We start from the raw sequence: 18920 nt of genomic DNA, 5'->3' as shown, positions 1-18920 counted from the left end.
GAGATGAGCCAACAAGAACGTGAAGCGGACAAACTATTCCGTGATATCAACGGCTCTAATGTTTCAAACCCTGCTGGATTTTCTACTTTTCGTCAGAGATCAGGCAAGAAATCGCGCGTGACCTGTAACGTGTGCTGCCCAAAATGTGGAGGCGCCTTCCGATACTGCACTGGCGTGCGCGAAAATTTCAAGGGGTTGCCCAACACCGGCACTCTGCTCGCCTGCGAATCTGCATCAGGAATATGCACAACCGCCCCACGCGCCTGCGCCTGATCCGATCCCAGCGCCTGCCGCACGGTCTGAATAGGCCCTGCTGGCACCTTTGCAGCGGCCATTTTCTCAAGCAGGTCATCACGCTTCATCTTTGCCAACAGGGGATCAATCTTGGTTTTGAGCAGCTCTCGATGCTCCAAGCGACTTTGATTGGTGGTAAACCGGGGGTCCTCTGACAGCTCTGACGCACCAATAATCTCGGCAAAGCGCCCGAACTGGCTGTCATTGCCCACGGCGATAATCGCATGCCCATCTGATAAGGTCACAACATCATAAGGCACGATGTTGGGGTGTGCATTACCACGACGGGCCGGGTCCTTGCCGGACACGAGAAAATTCGTGCCTTCATTGATCAACCAGGCCATTTGCGCGTCCACAAGGCTCAGGTCTATATGCTGACCCTCGCCGGTTTTGTCCCGATGACGCAAAGCGGCCAGGATGCCAATCGTGGCGTACATTCCACACATGACATCTGCGATCCCAACACCGACCTTCATTGGGCGCCCATCCGGCTCTCCGGTCAGCGACATGATGCCGCCATAGCCCTGCGCCATCAAATCATAGCCCGGCACGTCCCGATTGGGGCCATTCTGTCCAAAACCCGAAATCGAACAATAGACCAGATCAGGCCGATCCTTCAGTACAGTCGCATGGTCGAGACCAAATTTCTCCAAACCGCCCGGTTTATAGTTTTCGATCACAACGTCTGCTTTTGCCGCGAGCGCTTTGACCAGTCGCACACCTTCCTCGGTCGCAAGGTCCGCAGCAACCGACATCTTGTTGCGATTGGCCGCCACAAAATAGGCCGAGAGATCTGTCTCCCCCCCCTTTGTGTCCTTCACATAGTTCGGCCCCCAGCTGCGCGTGTCATCCCCACCGGTTTTTGGGTTTTCAATCTTGTAGATCGTTGCGCCTAGATCTCCAAGCATCTGAGTGGCGGTAGGGCCGGCCAAAATCCTGCTCAGATCCAAAACGACCAATCCCGCAAGGGCCTGCGGCGTATCAGAGGCGTCCATCATAGGCCCCCTTTTCAATAACAGCGGCAATCACAGTGAACCGATCTGACGTGACCGCATCCTGCAGCGCTGCGCGCAGGGCGTCGCGATCCCTCACCGTCACACCGCCCCCCCCAAGTGCGCGCCCCAGCGCCGCAAAATCATGCTGCACAAAATCCACGCCTGCATTGGACAGCTGCCGCTCGCGCTGTTTCTTTTCAATCAACGCAAGCGAGGCGTCGACAAAGACGACAAAAATAGTCTTGAGCTTCAGTTCCGCAGCTGTTGCAAGTTCCCCAGCAACCATCAAAAAGCCAGCATCTCCGGAGAAGGACACCGAAACACGCTCAGGCTCCGCCAGTGACATGCCCATGGCCAGCGGCACCGCGCATCCCATCGTACAAAGCCCGGAAGATTGCACCAGACCGCGCGGCTCATAACACTCCCACATTTGGCTCAGCAAAATACGATGTGCCCCGCTGTCCGCACTCGCCACGGTATCGCGTGGCAAGACTTGCCGGCAGGTATCCATCACCGCAGCAGGCCCCCAGTTTTCACCCCGTGGGAAGGCCGCATCCAAAGCCGCTTTTGCGGCGTCAATTTCTCCACCAGCCCAGCGCAGGGCATGATCAGAAGGCGACACCGCCGCGAGAGCCTCCAGCGCAGCAGCAATATCCACCAACGCGGTTTGCGTCGCATGGTGCATGTAATGCGTATTTGCCACCGTGGTCAGCTCGATGACCTTCTGCGCGACAGGATCCCAAGGGTTTTTCCACCCAACCCGCATCTCAATCGGATCATACCCCACAGCCAAAACCACATCCGCCTGATGCAGGATAGGCAAAAGCAAAGCGTCGGCCTTTGGCGAAAGCCCAGCGCCCCCAAGTGCCAAAGGATGATCTTCCGGCACCACTCCTTTTGCCTTGTAAGTTGTGATGACGGGAATGTTCTGCTGCTCGGCAAAACGCTTTACGGCCTGCGCAGCGCGCGCCTCGATCGCATCAACGCCCACCACCATCACAGGACGCTGCGCAGCACTCAAGTCTGTGGCCATCTGCTTCAAAACCGCCGCCGCAGGCACAACCGGATCATGGGCCGCCCGCAAGGGGGCACCCCGCGTCTCCACCAGAGTATCCGCCGCGCTGATCGGGACATCAATGTGAACAGGGCCGGGCTGCGGATCCATGGCCAGATTGACCGCCTTATCGGCAATCACCTGCGCCGCATCGGGCACGAAGGTAAAACTGTGTTTGGTAATCGGGCGGAAGACCTGCGGTTGATCGAGCACCTGATGGGTATAGGTCTCCGCTTCGCCGGCATCCACGGCACCGGTCAAGACAATCAATGGCACACGATCTTGTCGTGCATTCTCAACAACATTGATACCGTTCAGCGCGCCAGGGCCCACAGTGGCAACAAGAATACCCGGCACGCCTGTGCGGTGGTAAACGCCTTCTGCCATAAATCCTGCAGCGTTCTCGTGCTTGGCCAAAACAAACGTAATGCCCGCTTTTTCGAGCGCATCCACCAAGGTGAGCACCTCGCCTCCCGGCATACCAAAAGCATGGCGACACCCCGCAGCATAAAGCCGCTGTGCCAATACATCTGCTGCACGAACCTGAGCCAAAGAACTACCTCCTGTTAAGTCACGCCAGCCATACGGGCTGCACTCATCGTACTCAATCGCACTCAATGTAACCCGCGTCACATTTTCGCGAGAGTGTCCTCAATGCTTGTGTTTGATCGAAGAAAAATACACGTAGCATCCACTCAATATACGTGACCGGCATTGTCCAAAACCCAATCCCTGACTTTTTGAGCATCGGCTGAAAGTGGCTTTTTTTTCGACCAGACAAGATAAAATCCCTTGCCTGTGGTCCATGACCATTCCTGCCGGGCAGCCAAAATACCCTGACCAACAAGCCGATCCGTCAAATGCTTCCAACCAAAAGCAATCCCTTCGCCCGCCATGGCCGCTTGCAGAACCAATGCATAGTCATTCAGACGCAAGCCCGTTTTAGGCACTCCAGATTTGACTGAGAAATTCTCAAACCAATCGGTCCAACTGGGACGTTGCCGTATGGGTTCTTCCAAATGCACGAACCTTTGGCCAAGAAGAGCGGAGACGTCACCACAAGTCGAAACTTCTTTCATGACCCCTGGTGATGCCACCGGATAAATAACTTCTCTAGAAATAAAAGCGCTCTCGTATTCCGGCCAGACTCCATTCCCCAAACGCACCGCAAGGCTTATGTTTTCCGCATCTATGTCAGGTTCGCGATCACTGGATTGCAATCGCAAATCAACTCCGGGGTGGTGTTTCTGCAATTCAGCCAGGCGCGGCATAATCCAATAATTGTTAAAAGCCGTCGACGCACTTAGCGTGACATATCCGGCCTGACTGAGTTGTTGAATAGATGCAACCGACAGGGCGAGATGTTCAAAACTGCGCGTTACATCAGACAAAAGCCGCTGCCCCGCGCCCGTCAGCACAACTTGCCGATGCTTGCGCGTAAAAAGCGCAGTCCCCAACCCTTCTTCAAGGCGTCGGATAGACACGCTCACAGCCGGTTGCTGCACGTTTAGTTCCTGCGCAGCCTTGGTAAAGGACTGCAGTCTTGCAGCCGCCTCAAAGACAACCAAATGTCTGGGCGAGCCAAGTTGTTTCCAGAGCTCTTGCATAAATTCAGATTATGCAAAGCATATATATTTTCAAGCGTCACAGGCAAATTTTGAATCGTTAGTAATGAAGCTCAATATGGAGAAGAGCATCATGGCGCGGCGCACACGAAAGTCTCGATCACGCGATTCAGAAACCAGTCGAATCCTTACATCCCCGTACATTCAGCGCAAACTGGCATTTTTCGACCCACTCAACGAAGAAGACCTTGTGCGTCTGGAGGCGCAAGTTGATTGGCTTCTGCAAGATGTCGGCATTGCTTTTCGCGATGACGCCGAAGCGCTAAACTTGTGGCGGCGAGAAGGTGCACGCGTAGAGGGCGATCTCGTGCGTGCTGATGCCAAGTGGATACGCTCTTTGTGCACAAAAGCCCCCCGCGAATTTACGCAAATTGCGCGGAATCCAGACCGTTCTGTCACCATCGGGGGCACCAATCAGGTCTTTGCGCCTGTCTATGGATCACCGTTTGTCCGCGATCTAGAACGGGGACGCCGTTACGGTGACATGGCTTCGTTCGAAGAACTGGTGAAACTCACCTACATGCATCCAAACCTGCACCATGGCGGCTTTGTCACCTGTGAGCCCACCGACGTGCCTGTGTCCAAGCGCCATTTTGACATGCTGATGGCACATATCACGCTCAGTGACAAACCGCACTTGGGCGCCATAACGGAAATGAGCCGCGCTCAAGACAGTATGGACATGATGGACATCATTTTTGGTAGCGATTTTGTGGATGCAAATTGCGTGATAATGGCCAATATCAATACCAACTCTCCACTCTTGGTGGACCGCGTGGTGACAGAGGCCATTCGCGTATACGCAGCACGTGGACAAGGTGTCATCACGGTTCCCTTCATTCTGACAGGCGCCATGGGGCCTGTATCTACAGCGGCGGCCGTTGCTCAGGCCATGGCCGAAGTCATGATCGTCTGTGCCTATACACAGCTGATACGGCCGGGCGCCCCTTTCGTGATGGGCAACTTCCTATCGTCAATGTCTCTGAAAACCGGCGCGCCAACTTTTGGCATGCCGGAACCCGTCATCTCAAACTACGCAATCGGACAGTTGGCGCGCCGGATCGGACTACCCTTGAGGTGCGGAGGCTCACTCACGGCTTCAAAAATAGAAGACAGCCAGTCTGCCTATGAAAGCGCCGACTCTATGCATTCCACGATGTTGGCAGGGGCGAACTATGTTCTGCACGCTGCGGGTTGGCTCGAAGGTGGCTTGGTGACTGGCTACGAAAAGCTTGTCATGGACGCAGATCGCCTCGGCTCCTATCAAAAAATATTGGGCCAGGGATTGGATACCTGTGACGAAAGTTTTGCCAGAGATGCCTACGGCGAAGTTGAAGCTGGCGGCCACTTTCTAGGGACAGCACACACCATGCGACACTATCAAACCGCATTTTATGAGCCAAAGCTCTCTGACAGCGAAAACATTGAAAACTGGGAAGAGCGCGGCTCCAAAGATATGCGAACCCGAGCCTGCGAACGCTGGAAGCAAATGCTAACCGATTATCAGAAACCGGAATTGGACGAAGCAAAACGCGAAGAACTTGAAGCCTATGTCGCCATGCGCAAAGAGGTTATTCCTGATGCTTGGTATTAAGATCACTGGCTTGCGGGCGACACCGGTGAACATACCTCTGGAAAAACCCATGTGGTGGACTGGCGGCTACTATCCGGGCACCTCAAAGACCATCATTGAAGTCGAGACAGATCAGGGCATCGTCGGACTGGGCGAAGCGCCTTCAATCGACGTATTGGAAAGTATCCGCGCGATGGGGGAGCGCCTGATTGGCGCCGACCCGCTGGATGTCGCCACCTGTGAAAGCCTCTGCGTGCCACCTTGGCAAATCGTACAGAACACGGATGATAGCTCTGTCGTAAAAGCATTTGGCGCCATTGAAATCGCTCTCTGGGACATCCGTGGCAAAGTCGCCGGTGAGCCGCTTTACCGCCTGCTCGGGGGGGCCGTGCGCAAGGAAATCCCCTTCACCGAATACTTCGGTTATCGTGTTGGCGGAGAGACAGAACCACAAGAAGTCGCGAATTACTGCGCGCGCATGTCCGAAGAGCATGGCTCGACCATGTTCGAAGGCAAACTGATCTTGGGCGAGCCTGAGCTGGAGATCGATACCGTCAAAGCACTACGCGAAACGCTGGGCCGCAAGGCAATGCTGCGCCTGGACAGCAATATGCAATATTCCCTACCCACAGCTTTCCGTCTTTTCCGCGAAATCGAGCCGTACAACATACGCAATTATGAAGACCCCGTTGCAACATTCGAAGAAATGGCAGAGCTAAGGCGCCACTTCACCATTCCAATTTCAACTCATACGCCGGATATCCGCAAAGCTGTGGCCACGCGCGGGCCTGCCTACATCGTCACAAACTTTGCCGTTTTGGGCGGCATTGCACGCGCTGTTCGTTTTATCGGAGCCTGTGAGGCGATGGGCATTGGGTTTTGGTGTTATTCTGGCGATGCTGGCATCACAACCGCTGGATACTTACACATGTCAGCCGCCATGCCGTGGATTTCAGAACCCAGTCAATCGCTCTTCCGTTGGCAAATCGGAGATGTGATCGAAGGCGGCCCTTTCCAACAAAAAAACGATGTGATCGCCGTACCCGAAGGGCCTGGCTTAGGTGTGTCTCTGGATCGTGAGGCGCTGAACCACTGGCACAATCATTTGGTCCAAAACGGACCACTTGATCATTTCTATGACCCCGCAATGCCCGGCCGTTTCCGCCGGCTGCCCCTGAACTGAGGAACAATTATGCCTGAGATTCAAAAAGACGAGAGCACTGGAACCAAAAAACTGCCCTCCCACGCCAAAGTTGTGGTGATTGGCGGCGGTGTTGTCGGCTGTTCTATTCTATTCCATCTTGCCAAATTCGGCTGGAAAGACGCTGTCTTATTAGAACGAAATGAGCTGACTTCCGGTTCAAGCTGGCACGCAGCAGGCCAAATTCACACCATCAGTTCAGATCCCAATATCTCTCGCCTGCAGTCTTACACCATTGATTTGTATAAAGAGATCGAAGAGACCTCTGGTCACTCTGTCGGTCTTCATATCACGGGGGGCTTCTACGCAGCCTCGACCAAAGAATGGTACGACTATCTCAAACGCGAACGCTCAAAAGCCCGCTATATGGGACTGCATCAAGAATTTATTTCCCCTTCCGAATTGGTCGAACGCCACCCGCTTATTGACCCAAAGCACTATCATGCAGCCCTTTGGGACGAGCAGGACGGCGATGTGGATCCATCCGGAGCGACCTATGCTTTTGCCAAATCTGCCCGTCACCATGGCGCACAATACTTCACACATTGTGGCGTCACCGCCATGAAACAACGCACAGACGGAAGCTGGGATTTGACCACTCCCAAAGGTACGATCAACGCAGAGCATGTTGTGAACTGTGGCGGCCTTTGGGCACGTGAAGTTGGCAGCATGTCAGGCATCCATCTGCCGGTACAGCCGATGGAACACCACTATCTGATCACAGAAACCATTCCTGAGATCGCGGACCGTATGAACAGCATGGGAGAAGTTGGCCGCTTGCCTGCAGGCATCGACTATGAAGCGAACATCTATTTTCGTCAGGAGCGTCAAGGCATGCTTCTTGGCACCTATGAGCCAAAATCCACTCCCTGGAAGATCGAAGGCACGCCTTGGGACTTTGGGCACGAACTGCTGCAACCGGATCTCGACCGCATTGCAGACCGCCTGGAAATGTCGTTTGAACGCATCCCAGCCATCGGAAATGCCGGGATCAAGGACATGATCAACGGTCCGTTCACCTTCGGCCCCGATGGCAACCCAATGATCGGCCCTGTGCCGGGCATGAAAAACTACTGGGTCGCGGTTGGTGTCATGGCTGGTTTCTGCCAAGGGGGCGGCGTGGGCCTGACCATGGCGGAATGGATGATTGATGGAGAGCCCTCCATCGACGTATGGGCGATGGATGTTGCCCGCTTTGGCGAATTCGCGACCCCAGACTGGGGAACCATCAAATCAGCGGAAAACTATGAACGCCGCTTTGTCATGACTTTCCCGAACGAAACCCTGCCCAAAGGTCGCCTGCAAAAAACCACAGCGCTCTACGACAGGCTGGTGGCGAAAGGCGCGGTTATGGACCAGGGCTTTGGCTTAGAAAACGCACAGTGGTTTGCAAATAGCGATCAAGACGCTCACGAGGAGCCCACCTTTGAGCGCAACCGATCCTTTGACTATGTAGCGCGCGAGGTGAAGGCCGTTCAAAGCGCCGTTGGTGGCATAGAGATCGCAAATTTTGCGAAACACGAATTTAAAGGTGCGGGCGCGCGCGCTTATTTGGATCGCACATTGGCTGGCTACATTCCCAAGCCGGGTCGCCTAACGCTCACTCCGATGCTGACGGAGAAAGGTCGCCTCTACGGTGACCTCACCGTTGCATGTCTGGCCGAAGATCACTTCATCCTATTTGGCTCAGGCGCAATGCAGGAGGCACACCGCCGTTGGTTCGAGAAGGACCTGCCTGAGAGTGTCGCCTATCAAAACGTCTCTGACGACTGGCATGGCGTCGCCTTGTCCGGGCCGAAATCACGTGAATTGCTATCCCGCATCACCCGTGAGAATGTCAGCGCCGCTGCCTTCGAATTCCGGGATCTACGCCAAACCTTTGTCGCTGGCGTTCCCGTCATAGTGAACCGGATCTCGTTTTCAGGCGAACTGGGCTACGAGATCTACTGCAAACCGCAGTATCTGCTGCGCCTCGCAGAATCGATCGAAGAGGCTGGCGCGGATCTCGGCTACCGCTGGTATGGCGCGCGCGCGCTCATGTCATTGCGCCTAGAGAAGGGGTGGGGTGTCTGGACCACCGATTTTCGCCCCGATTTCAACGCTCTTGAGAGCGGCATGGAGGCGTTTATCAACTGGAAAAAGAACTTCGTCGGCAAGGCTGCCACACTGAAGCTGCGCGAGGAAAAGGTAAAGCGGAAGTTGGTGACCATGATCATTGACGTTGATGGCATCGACGTCTCCGGCGATGAAGCCATTCTCAAAGAGGGTGAAGCCGTGGGCTACATAAGCTCTGGCGGCTATGGCCACCGCGTCGGAAAATCGATGGCCATGGGCTATGTCTCAACCGAACACGCAGCCCCCGGAAACACGCTTGAAGTCGAAATACTGGGCACTTTATTTGAAGCGCAAATTCTGGGTGCGCCGGCATATGATGCCGATGGTGCAAGGATGCGCAGCTAAAGCAGCAAGCTCTATGCTGAAACACTCCAAGGTAAAAGAAGCGGCAACCATCAGAATCGTGGAGCCCTGTCAGTTCCCACTTCTGATTGAGCCCGCCTGTTTTACCTTGGAGCAAGACTTGAGCTTCACCGCGATGTTCGCCGCGACACAACCGTCTAGCGACCGTCACACAAAAAAGTGTCAACGCATAACAAATGGATCTGGAATTGGTTCGTCGCTCGTTCGCAACCAAACCGTTTTGACCTTGGTATAATCCAAAGCGGCCTGCAAACCGCCTTCACGGCCATGTCCGGAGAGGCCATGACCTCCAAAAGGAGCTATAGGGCTCACTGCGCGATAGGTATTGACCCAAACGACACCGGAACGGATCGCCCGGATCATACGATGCGCGCGCGTCAAGTTTTGTGTAAAAACACCAGAAGCAAGGCCGAACTGTGTCTTGTTCGCAAGCTCAACCGCTTCCGCCTCAGTCTCAAAACACACAACAGAAAGCACAGGCCCGAAAAACTCTTGCGTCAGACTATCGGCATGTCGCGCGTCAGAACAATCTAGGATCGTAGGGGGAAAGTAATAGCCATCACCTTCCAAGGGCGCCCCACCCGTTATCAGTGACGCCCCCTGCGCAAGGGATCGCTCTATCAAAAGCAAAGCCGTCTCACGCTGGCGTTCCGTGCACAGCGGGCCAACCTCAGTCGCCATATCATTGGGCGCCCCGATGACCACCGCCTCGGCTTTTTCTTTGATTCGCGCCAGAAATACATCCTTGATGGACGCCTGCACCAGCAACCGAGACCCTGCAACACAGCTCTGCCCTGTTGCCGCAAAGATACCAGACACCTGCGCGTTGACGGCGCTGTCGATGTCCGCGTCTTCGAACACGATGAAAGGGGATTTCCCGCCCAACTCAAGAGATGTTGACGCTAGGTTTTCCGCAGAGTTTCGCACAATATGGCGCGCGGTCTCTGGACCGCCGGTAAAGGCGACATGCACCACTTTGGGATGGCTCGTCAGCGTTGCCCCGACTTCAGCTCCGCCTGTGATGACGTTCAAAACGCCCTTGGGAAATCCAGCCTGATCAAAAATCCTGGCAAACTCCAACAGAGGCGCCGGGCCTTCTTCGGAAGCTTTCAAGACAACCGTGCATCCCGCCGCCAACGCCGGGCCAATTTTGACCGCCGACAAAAACAATTGGGAATTCCAAGGCACGATGGCAGCCACTACGCCAATGGGTTCGCGCCGCAACCACACTTCCATATCCGGTTTGTCGATGGGCAGATGTGCGCCCTCGATCTTATCAGCAAGCCCCGCGTAATAGCGGTAATATTCAGCAACATAGGCAATCTGGGCAGAGGTTTCTCGAATGATCTTACCCGTGTCCTTTGTTTCAAGCTCTGCCAGCCGCTCTGCGTTTTCACCAATCAAATCCGCCAAGCGATACAACAGCTTTCCGCGTTGCGTTGGCAGCATCCCGGCCCATTCCGCATCAAAAAAAGCGCGTTCCGCCGCATCAACTGCTTCGTTTACGCCCTCCAAGCCCGCATCAGGCATTCGCGCCCAAACAGAGCCCGTAGAGGGGTCCAAACTGTCAAACTGCCTCACACCATCCGAAAACCGTCCAGCGATATAGTGTTGAAACTCCTGCATATCACATACCCCTGATTTTACTGAAACGCTGGCATAACGTCTTTGATGAACCGCTCAAGCGAGGCCTTCTTCCGTTCAAAGCTCATGGAACTATCAATCCAGAAAGAATACTCATCATAGCCCAATGCTTCAGACTTTCGGATACGCTCGATGACAGTGTCAGCCGTACCAACCACAAGATTCTTCAACATGCCTTCGGCAGAGTAGAAGGGGTGGCTGGCAATATCGGCATCGCTCAAAGGCGCAATCAGCCCCTGTGCGATCTCCCGTTCATTTTTGAACCAAGCTCCGAAATAGTTGAAGAACCGGTTCAATTCTGCTGCTCCTTTTTGTGCGTCCTCTGCATCCTGTGCAACATAGGTATGGCGCAACAGCATAATTTTGGGCCGCTGAATATCTGGGAACTTTGCACAGGCATCATTGAATTTCCCCATAAGGCTTTCAACTTCATCATCGCCATTCCACAGGGGGGTGACCTGCACATTGCAACCGTTTTGAACCGCGAACTCATGACTATTAGGGTCGCGTGCGGCCACCCAGATCGGCGGGCCATCCTGCTGCAATGGCTGTGGCGCAGAGGTTGTTTTTGGAAAGCTGTGAAATTCTCCCTCGTGGGCATAGTCACCCGCCCAGAGTTTTTGCACTGCGGGCACCAGCTCACGCATACGCTGCCCTGCCTCCCACGCATCCATGCCAGGCATGAGACGTTCATATTCAAAGCTGTAAGCGCCACGTGCGATACCAAGCTCCAGGCGCCCATCAGTGATGATGTCGGTCATCGCGGCCTCTCCAGCCAGACGAATAGGATGCCAAAATGGCGCGATGACAGTGCCCGTCCCAAGCCGCACATTTTTGGTATGCCGCGCCAAGTCCACAAGGTTTATAAATGGGTTAGGCGCAATGGTGAAGTTCATGCCATGATGTTCACCTGTCCAGATCGCATGCATGCCACCGTCGTCGGCAATTTTGCACAACTCCAGAAACTCACTGTACAGTTGCTTCTGGTCCTGATCCGGCGTGATACGCTCCATATGGGCAAAAAGCGAAAACTTCATAGCTTAGCTCCCTGATGCCAGTGAGCGCACTTCGCCACTGACCTGATTTCCGTAGTAGACACCAAAGTTCCCCATGCGACTTTCGCTGGCGAAACGCGCCAACATCGTACAGACGGCCGGATCCGTGATGCTCATCAAAGTTGTCTCGGAAAGTTCTGTAAACATGCCTGAGAGCGCCCCATCCTGTGCGGCCTGACACAGGAACGATATGTGTTGCGTCTCCCGAGCCGCATCCTCGTACACCGAGTAAATAAAACCGGGCTCTGCCACGACGCCAGAGGTGCTGATCAGCCGTTTCAAAGCCGCGGAGGCCCCCTCCTTGCCCACTTTCACCTCGGGTACTCCCAACTGCCCCTTGTCATTTGCGACAAGGAGCACCTTCCCCTCATGCGCAATCAGTGCGGACACAAATAGCTCACCGGATTTCAGCGCTTCCGCCTGCACAGTCGGGGCGACATAGGCCCCACGCGCATAGCCCAGCCCCGGGTGCGTGGCGTTTTCAAAAGCTTCCACTTTACCGATCAGGATCAAATGGTCGCCAGCTTCAACGCGCTGAAACATTGCGCAATCAAACCAGGCAGACACCCCTTCAAACACCGGCGATCCTTGCGGGCCTCGCTGCCAGGAAACCGACGCAAAGCGATCTTCAACCGGGCGCGCAAAGGTGTTTGAAACGTCCTTTTGGCTTTCGGACAGAACATTCACAGCGAAGCCTCCTGCCTCGTTGAAAACGTCATAATTGCGCGACGCATTTGCCAAACAAACAAGCACCAAAGGAGGATCAAGCGACACAGAGGTAAAGGAATTCGCCGTAAATCCAACGGGAGTTCCGTCCTGTTGGCAGGTGGTCACGACGGTCACACCCGTCATGAAGGCCCCAAATGCATCGCGCAAGGCGCGCGCGTCGATCTCAGTCATTGTCTCCTCCGCTCACAGACAAAGAAAGCCAGTCCAGCAGGATCTCATTTACCTGCTCCGGCGCGGTCAAGTTCAGCATGTGCCGATGACCGTCGAGCACAATTGCACGACCGTTTTGAACCGCACCGGCCATAACTCGCGACATCTCCGGGCTGGAATTCACGTCCCCATCCCCGGTCAGCGTCAACACTGGGCAGGCGATCTCTCCAAAGCGATCTGCAAAAATCGCGTCTCCACAAGCAAAGGCACTGTATGCGGTGGCATATCCATCTATGTTCACCTCAGACAACCAACCGGCAACCTGCGCAGAGGCCGCTTGATCGTTCACCCCGTCGCCAAACCAGCGCGCCAAAGGGGTCTCTAAATCAAACGCGCCTTCCCTAATCTGATTGGCACGCGCCATAACAGCGGCACGCGCGTCCACTGAGCGACGGAAAACACCGTTCAGCAAAGCCAAGCGCCGCACTTTTTTCGGGTGCAAAACCGCCAAACCACTAGCGACAAGCGCTCCCATGGAATGCCCTGCAAGGTTTACCGCCCCCAGATCTAAAGCGTCTAAGACGGCCGCCAACCAGCTTACAAATTCAGGAAGCTTTGCGCTGGAAGGCAAAGGCGCACTGCCACCATGCCCGGGCATATCAAGCGCAATCACATGGTGGCTTTTTGCCAAAGTGGCGATCTGAGGCTCCCAAGCCGCAGATTGCATACCGACACCATGTAGCAAGACGACAGGCTCCCCCGATCCTGCAACTGAGAGCGCAACCTCCCCGTAAGGCTCAGACAGCTGCAGGGTTGTCGACGTCATGCCCAAGTTCCTTCAAATCCTGATATCGGTCTCCAATTCGATGATGCGGGCGCCCACCGATAGACGCACCCAGAGCAATCACAATTTCATCAGGCGCTGGCGCATCTGCAACTTGCGTCTGAATTGTCAGGTAGTGGCTCCGCTTGCCGCCATCGTGCTTGTCCATAAGCGGAATTTGCAGAGAGGCATTCGCGGGACCCCGTGTATTCGTGAACGACAAATAAGATTTTGCACCAACCGCATTGCGATAGAAGTTTCCAAACTGCAGTGTGTGGATCAGCGCAGAGCCATGCTCAACTTCCCCATTCACTCCGACAATCGCAGATTTGCCGTACCCCTCCACTTTGTCGCCGCCGCCAGCGGCATCAAGGATCATGTCAGTTAAGAGGGAACCCAGCTCCGGCGCGCATTGCGAAATACCAGGCTTCAAATCCTCTACGAAGCCCATACCCGCCCATGGATTTTTGATAACGGCAATTGCTGCGATCATTTTCAAAGGCGTCTCAACAACCTTTCCCCCTTCAATAAGGGTGTTTTCAACAAACAGGAGGGTTTTGCGGATTTCGGCAGGCATACAGATATTTTCCCCTCAACGATTCTCATACCGTACTATGGTATACCAGAATACAGTAAGTCAATCAGACCTTGTCACACAAACATGGCACTGCTATTTCAACCCCATGATGAAAACTGCCCTCTCCAAAATTGAACAGCCGCCAGCCACGCTGCGTGACATGGTTCAAGACCGTATGCGCGAAGCCATAATCGAGGGGCACTTCAAACCCGGCGAACGGTTGGTGGAGCGCCCACTGTGTGAGCAACTTGGCGTCAGCCGTACAGTTATCCGCGAAACCATTCGCTACCTCGAAGCCGAGGGGCTCGTTGACATTCTCCCGGGGCGCGGCCCCATCGTGGCCACAATGGACTGGGAGGATGCCAGACAAATCTACGAAATCCGACGCATGCTGGAGACCGCTGCAGCGCGTACTTGCGCACAAAAAATCACACCAGAGAGAGCACAGAGACTTAAGACGGCGCTATCCAATCTGAAGCAGGGCATCACAGACAAAACTCCCGGCACACTGTTTCGCGCCACCGCGGAATTTTATTCAGAGATCTTTGAGGGTGCGGGCCACCATATCGCTTGGGAAATTGTGCAACGTTTGAATGGACGCATCAGCCGACTGCGCATGCTGACTCTGAGTACGACCGAACGCGCGCGCCCAGGTCCAGAGCATATGAAAGCGATCTGCGAAGCCATCATCTCCGGAGATGCCGATGCCGCAGAGGCCGCAGTTCATGCGCATCTGAACGACACAACCAAGATCGCTGAAAACGCGCTTGCAGCAGAAAAAGACCGCTGAGATGCCGAAAGCCTATTGGATCGCCAATGTAACAGTCACTGACCCTGACGCCTATCGAAGTTATCAAGAGATCGCCCCGGAGGCCTTTGTTGCTTTTGGCGCACGCTTTCTGGCACGCGGAGAGGCTGAAACTCTGGAAGGGACAGATTGGGAGAGACGGGTGATCATTGAATTTGACAGCATGGAAGCCGCCCGCGCCTGTTACGAGTCAGAACTGTACCGTGCCGCCCGCGCCAAAAGAAGCGACGCCTGCACAGCAGATATTGCACTCATCGCTGCGCTGGATTGAAAGGACCTCACATGACAGATCGCTTTGATACAGGATTGGAAAAACGAAAGGCCACATTGGGGGCGGACTATGTGGAACGTAATCTCGCCGCGGCAGATGAATTCAATCGCCCCTTTCAAGAGGCCATGACAGAATGGTGCTGGGGCTTTGGCTGGGGCGATGATGCGATTGATGCCAAAACACGATCCCTGATGAACCTCTCGATGATCGGCGCATTGGGCAAAATGCACGAGTGGGAGCTTCATCTGCACGGGGCCATCTCAAACGGTTGCACAATGGAGGAAATTCGCGCTGCCATTCACGTCATCGCCATCTATTGCGGCGTACCACAAGGCGTTGAGTGCTTTCGCATTGCCCGAAAGGCTCTTGAAGACCACGATCTCCTCCCCACTCCAACAGACAAATAATTCGCCAAAACGCACAGGCGAAATGGCAAGGCCAGCATCACAAAACCGAAAAAAGGGATGCCTTGCGGCATCCCTTTTCTTTGGACCAGTATCAACATATCTCAGCTTATTTGGTGCAACCTCAAAGCGTGACAGCTGCGCCCCTTTCAACAGACTGCAACGCAGCATCAGCCAAACGCAGTGCATCCAAGCCATCCCTGCCATCCGGTGACATAGGCTCACCGCTATTCAGGGCAGAAATGAACGCATTCAACTCTGCCGCATAAGCATCAATGTAACGCGTCATGAAAAAGTCATGCAGCGGTGGGCGTGTATATCCATCCGCCGTGGCCACCTCAATGCTGACTGGCCTCTGATTTTCCGCCTGCACCATCCCCTTTGAGCCATGCACCTCAATGCGCTGATCATACCCATAGGTCGCCCGGCGCGAATTGAGGATCGTGGCCTGCTTGCCAGACGCGGTCGTCAGCACCACCGTTGCCGTGTCATAGTCCCCCAGCTCCCGAATACTGGGATCCACCAAAGCCGAAGCCGTGGCATAGACCTGCACAATCTCCTCGCCCAACAAAAAGCGGGCCATGTCAAAATCATGAATGGTCATGTCACGGAAAATACCACCTGACACGCCAATGTATTCATGCGGCGGCAGACCAGGATCGCGGGAGGTAATGGTGACCTGCTCCACATCACCAATCTCGCCACTATCGATGGCCGCCTTCAAAGCACCAAAATGCGGATCAAACCGACGATTGAAGCCAATCATCAATTTGGCATCCGTCTCCGAAACAGTCTCCAAACAGGCCCGCACACGCGCTGCGCTCAGATCTACGGGCTTTTCGCAGAAGATCGCCTTGCCAGTTTTGGCAAAGCGTTCAATGAGATCCGCGTGGGTGTCGGTCGGGGTACAGATGATCACCGCCTCCACATCAGACGCCGCTTCAATGGCATCAATGCTGCGCACCTCAGCGCCGTAGCCCTCGGCCAATGCCTGCGCTGCTGCATCATACAGATCCATCACCGCAACCAGCTTGGCCTGAGGGTTGCCCCCCACCGCCCGCGCGTGGACCTGCCCGATACGCCCAGCTCCCAGAATTGCAATACGCAATGTCATGTCCCTTATCCTCCAATCGTGATGCGCGTGCCTGTCCGTGCACTTTCCGCAATGGCGTGGATGACCTTCTCGAACTCCAGTGCCGCCGTGAAATCCGGGTAAGCAGCGCGACTTTCGTCAATTGCCCCCAAGAGTTCCGCCGCCTCGATCACCTTCAAATCGTTGAAGCCAAGCTGATGACCCGCCGCCGGACAGAAGTTCCCGTAGGGCGCATGTTCCGGCCCTGCCAGAATGGTTTTGAACCCTTGCTGCGCCTTGGGGCCACTGTTTTCATAGAGCTGGAGCTCATTCATCCGCTCCTGATCAAAGCAGATCATCCCCTTGGAGCCATGCACCTCAAACGCAAGCCGGTTCTTGCGCCCCCAGGCGGAGCGCGATGTGGAAAGAGACCCCTGCACCCCATTGGCAAAACGCACCAATGCGCTGGCGGTGTCTTCGTTTTCAACCTCACCATGCCCCGATCCATCCGGCATGGGGCGCGCGGCATGTACGGTTTGCATATCCCCAATAAGGCTCTCAATCGGCCCCAACAGACCATAGGCCATAGACACCAAATGGCAGCCGAGATCGCCAAGCGTTCCGAGACCGGCATCTTCAATGCGCGCACGCCACGTCCATGGCAGACCGGGATCGGCCTGATAGTCTTCATCCACCCAACCACGGAAGTGCACAGGCGTGCCAATCACCCCCCCTGCAATCAGCTCCTGCGCCAGCTTGAAAACCGGGTTCTTGACATAGTTATAGCCCGTCAGGGTCACCACTCCCGCCGCACGCGCCGCAGCTTCCATCTCGGTCGCATCTTCAAGCGTCAGCGCCATTGGCTTTTCGCACCACACATGTTTGCCCGCCGCAATCAACTCAAGCGCCATCTCCTTGTGAAGCTTATTGGGCGTGGTCACCGAAACAATGTTTATCTCTGGATCAGTCAACAGACTCCGCCAGTCATCGCTGGCCGCCTCAAAGCCAAATTGCGCTGCCATTTCCTCCGCCTTGGCAAACGGAGTATCACACAAGGTCTTCAAACGGACAGGAGGCAACCCGCCCATCACTGCATGCACATTCCGATAGGCCAAAGCATGTGTCTTGCCCATATAGCCCGTACCAATGAGGCCAATACCAAGTGAACCGCTCATCTGTGATTCCCCCCTCCAAGAGTATGGAATAAAAATTCCATATCGGCTATCGTCGCACAAAGCCATTCTGTCAAGACCTACGGGAGCCAATATGCAAAACCCAGCCGCGCCACAAAATGTCGAGATGTTTCATCAGCGCCTGCGCGATGTCTCAGACAGCCTCCCAAAACGGATGCGGCAATGTGCAGAGTACTTATCAGCGCACTCTGATCGCATCGCGTTTTGTACGGTGGCAGAGCTTGCAGCCGCAGCTCAGGTTCAACCTTCCGCGATGATGCGCTTCTGTCAGGTCATGGGATTTCGCGGCTATACAGAGATGCAAAAGCTCTTCAAAGACTCCGTATCCACGGGATTTCCCGACTATGAAAGTCGCCTGTCCGCTTTGCGAGAAAGCGGCGCAGGCAGCCCCTCCGCGCTCTTGGCAGAGTTTGTCGACGCCGGTCGCCTTTCTCTTGAAAACCTGACCAACACCATTGATGCCCGAAGCCTCGACGCCGCTGTAAACCAGCTCAGCAAGGCCAATATGATCCATGTTGTCGGGTTGCGGCGGGCCTTTCCAGTGGCCTCTTATCTGGTCTATGCTTTCGAAAAAATGCAAATACCAGCGATGCTTCACGATGGCACGGGAAAGCTCAACCATCAGCACGCCATACGCCCTGGCGATGCGCTGATCGCAATCACCTTCGCGCCTTATTCCGAAGATACCGTGTCCTTGGCCACACATTGCGCCCAACAAAACATTCCTGTTGTGGCCATAACAGACACTTTGATCAGCCCGATCCAACTTCAAGGTGTCTTACCATTGTGTGTCTCAGAGGTAGACTTCGGAGCCTTTCGGTCCCTGTCAGCGACCCTGAGCCTTGCAATCACATTGGCGGTCTCCATCGGTGCGGAGAAAAATACATAATGTAGAATTTCATGTTGGATTTTTCTCAAAATAGAATGTATGTTCCATTTTGTGGCGCGTAGGACAGTGAGTCGCGTCACAATTG

Annotated in this window: 17 protein-coding genes; 7 read left to right on the top strand and 10 right to left on the bottom strand. The window is 54.8% G+C overall.

Going from position 1 to position 18920, the window contains the following annotated elements:
- Positions 1-92 precede the first annotated feature (92 nt).
- The 3 genes from J7382_RS17750 to J7382_RS17740 form a co-directional block, all read right to left on the bottom strand.
- On the bottom strand, positions 93-1289 hold the full coding sequence (locus J7382_RS17750; protein WP_209070328.1) for a CoA transferase: 1197 nt from the start codon (positions 1287-1289) through the stop codon (positions 93-95).
- Positions 1276-2895: a thiamine pyrophosphate-binding protein gene (locus J7382_RS17745; protein WP_247745094.1), complete on the bottom strand. Its 1620-nt coding sequence runs from the start codon at positions 2893-2895 to the stop codon at positions 1276-1278. The genes J7382_RS17750 and J7382_RS17745 overlap by 14 nt, the downstream gene beginning before the upstream one ends.
- Before the next feature lie 143 nt (positions 2896-3038).
- Entirely contained in the window at positions 3039-3950 is a 912-nt protein-coding gene (locus J7382_RS17740) for a LysR substrate-binding domain-containing protein (protein WP_209070327.1), read from the bottom strand.
- Between the two features lie 76 nt (positions 3951-4026).
- Between J7382_RS17740 and J7382_RS17735 the strand changes: the two genes are divergently transcribed.
- The 3 genes from J7382_RS17735 to J7382_RS17725 are packed head-to-tail and all read left to right on the top strand — an operon-like array spanning position 4027 to position 9202.
- Positions 4027-5562, top strand: coding sequence for a trimethylamine methyltransferase family protein (locus J7382_RS17735; RefSeq protein ID WP_247745093.1), 1536 nt, complete (start codon positions 4027-4029; stop codon positions 5560-5562).
- On the top strand, positions 5549-6724 hold the full coding sequence (locus J7382_RS17730; RefSeq protein WP_209070326.1) for a mandelate racemase/muconate lactonizing enzyme family protein: 1176 nt from the start codon (positions 5549-5551) through the stop codon (positions 6722-6724). Before J7382_RS17735 ends, J7382_RS17730 begins: the two co-directional genes overlap by 14 nt.
- A gap of 9 nt (positions 6725-6733) precedes the next feature.
- Entirely contained in the window at positions 6734-9202 is a 2469-nt protein-coding gene (locus J7382_RS17725; protein ID WP_209070325.1) for an FAD-dependent oxidoreductase, read from the top strand.
- 180 nt (positions 9203-9382) lie between these two features.
- Here J7382_RS17725 and J7382_RS17720 read toward each other — a convergent pair whose 3' ends face one another.
- The 5 genes from J7382_RS17720 to J7382_RS17700 are packed head-to-tail and all read right to left on the bottom strand — an operon-like array spanning position 9383 to position 14198.
- Positions 9383-10846, bottom strand: a complete 1464-nt coding sequence (locus tag J7382_RS17720) for an aldehyde dehydrogenase (RefSeq protein ID WP_209070324.1) — start codon at positions 10844-10846, stop codon at positions 9383-9385.
- Between the two features lie 17 nt (positions 10847-10863).
- Complete coding sequence (locus J7382_RS17715) at positions 10864-11901, bottom strand: LLM class flavin-dependent oxidoreductase (protein ID WP_209070323.1); 1038 nt, start codon at positions 11899-11901, stop codon at positions 10864-10866.
- A 3-nt stretch (positions 11902-11904) separates the two neighbouring features.
- Entirely contained in the window at positions 11905-12819 is a 915-nt protein-coding gene (locus tag J7382_RS20150) for a flavin reductase (protein ID WP_209070322.1), read from the bottom strand.
- Positions 12812-13624, bottom strand: coding sequence for an alpha/beta hydrolase (locus J7382_RS17705; RefSeq protein ID WP_209070321.1), 813 nt, complete (start codon positions 13622-13624; stop codon positions 12812-12814). Before J7382_RS17705 ends, J7382_RS20150 begins: the two co-directional genes overlap by 8 nt.
- Positions 13596-14198, bottom strand: a complete 603-nt coding sequence (locus J7382_RS17700) for an amino acid synthesis family protein (protein ID WP_209070320.1) — start codon at positions 14196-14198, stop codon at positions 13596-13598. The genes J7382_RS17705 and J7382_RS17700 overlap by 29 nt, the downstream gene beginning before the upstream one ends.
- A gap of 106 nt (positions 14199-14304) precedes the next feature.
- Between J7382_RS17700 and J7382_RS17695 the strand changes: the two genes are divergently transcribed.
- Genes J7382_RS17695 through J7382_RS17685 form a run of 3 tightly spaced genes read left to right on the top strand, consistent with a single transcriptional unit; the run spans position 14305 to position 15684 of the window.
- Entirely contained in the window at positions 14305-14988 is a 684-nt protein-coding gene (locus tag J7382_RS17695; protein WP_209070319.1) for a GntR family transcriptional regulator, read from the top strand.
- Between the two features lies 1 nt (position 14989).
- On the top strand, positions 14990-15277 hold the full coding sequence (locus J7382_RS17690) for a DUF1330 domain-containing protein (protein WP_209070318.1): 288 nt from the start codon (positions 14990-14992) through the stop codon (positions 15275-15277).
- 11 nt (positions 15278-15288) lie between these two features.
- Positions 15289-15684, top strand: coding sequence for a carboxymuconolactone decarboxylase family protein (locus J7382_RS17685; protein ID WP_209070317.1), 396 nt, complete (start codon positions 15289-15291; stop codon positions 15682-15684).
- 121 nt (positions 15685-15805) lie between these two features.
- Here J7382_RS17685 and iolG read toward each other — a convergent pair whose 3' ends face one another.
- Both iolG and J7382_RS17675 read right to left on the bottom strand, forming a co-directional pair.
- Complete coding sequence (gene iolG / locus J7382_RS17680) at positions 15806-16795, bottom strand: inositol 2-dehydrogenase (RefSeq protein WP_209070316.1); 990 nt, start codon at positions 16793-16795, stop codon at positions 15806-15808.
- 5 nt (positions 16796-16800) lie between these two features.
- Positions 16801-17928, bottom strand: coding sequence for a Gfo/Idh/MocA family oxidoreductase (locus J7382_RS17675; protein WP_209070315.1), 1128 nt, complete (start codon positions 17926-17928; stop codon positions 16801-16803).
- Between the two features lie 91 nt (positions 17929-18019).
- Here J7382_RS17675 and J7382_RS17670 point away from each other — a divergent pair, with 91 nt between their 5' ends.
- Positions 18020-18835 (top strand): MurR/RpiR family transcriptional regulator, encoded by an 816-nt coding sequence (locus J7382_RS17670; protein WP_209070314.1) that lies wholly within the window; start codon positions 18020-18022, stop codon positions 18833-18835.
- The last annotated feature ends 85 nt before the right edge of the window (positions 18836-18920 follow it).

This window comes from Shimia sp. R11_0 (genome assembly GCF_017744035.1).
Classification (GTDB): domain Bacteria; phylum Pseudomonadota; class Alphaproteobacteria; order Rhodobacterales; family Rhodobacteraceae; genus Shimia; species Shimia marina.
This window is presented reverse-complemented; position numbering and strand designations above follow the sequence as displayed.

Bases quoted from the DNA above. Each gene is read 5' to 3' on its own strand.
- J7382_RS17750 (WP_209070328.1), bottom strand. From the start codon at position 1,289: ATGGACGCCTCTGATACGCCGCAGGCCCTTGCGGGATTGGTCGTTTTG.
- J7382_RS17740 (WP_209070327.1), bottom strand. From the start codon at position 3,950: ATGCAAGAGCTCTGGAAACAACTTGGCTCGCCCAGACATTTGGTTGTC.
- J7382_RS17735 (WP_247745093.1), top strand. From the start codon at position 4,027: ATGGAGAAGAGCATCATGGCGCGGCGCACACGAAAGTCTCGATCACGC.
- J7382_RS17730 (WP_209070326.1), top strand. From the start codon at position 5,549: ATGCTTGGTATTAAGATCACTGGCTTGCGGGCGACACCGGTGAACATA.
- J7382_RS17725 (WP_209070325.1), top strand. From the start codon at position 6,734: ATGCCTGAGATTCAAAAAGACGAGAGCACTGGAACCAAAAAACTGCCC.
- J7382_RS17720 (WP_209070324.1), bottom strand. From the start codon at position 10,846: ATGCAGGAGTTTCAACACTATATCGCTGGACGGTTTTCGGATGGTGTG.
- J7382_RS17715 (WP_209070323.1), bottom strand. From the start codon at position 11,901: ATGAAGTTTTCGCTTTTTGCCCATATGGAGCGTATCACGCCGGATCAG.
- J7382_RS20150 (WP_209070322.1), bottom strand. From the start codon at position 12,819: ATGACTGAGATCGACGCGCGCGCCTTGCGCGATGCATTTGGGGCCTTC.
- J7382_RS17705 (WP_209070321.1), bottom strand. From the start codon at position 13,624: ATGACGTCGACAACCCTGCAGCTGTCTGAGCCTTACGGGGAGGTTGCG.
- J7382_RS17700 (WP_209070320.1), bottom strand. From the start codon at position 14,198: ATGCCTGCCGAAATCCGCAAAACCCTCCTGTTTGTTGAAAACACCCTT.
- J7382_RS17695 (WP_209070319.1), top strand. From the start codon at position 14,305: ATGATGAAAACTGCCCTCTCCAAAATTGAACAGCCGCCAGCCACGCTG.
- J7382_RS17690 (WP_209070318.1), top strand. From the start codon at position 14,990: ATGCCGAAAGCCTATTGGATCGCCAATGTAACAGTCACTGACCCTGAC.
- J7382_RS17685 (WP_209070317.1), top strand. From the start codon at position 15,289: ATGACAGATCGCTTTGATACAGGATTGGAAAAACGAAAGGCCACATTG.
- iolG (WP_209070316.1), bottom strand. From the start codon at position 16,795: ATGACATTGCGTATTGCAATTCTGGGAGCTGGGCGTATCGGGCAGGTC.
- J7382_RS17675 (WP_209070315.1), bottom strand. From the start codon at position 17,928: ATGAGCGGTTCACTTGGTATTGGCCTCATTGGTACGGGCTATATGGGC.
- J7382_RS17670 (WP_209070314.1), top strand. From the start codon at position 18,020: ATGCAAAACCCAGCCGCGCCACAAAATGTCGAGATGTTTCATCAGCGC.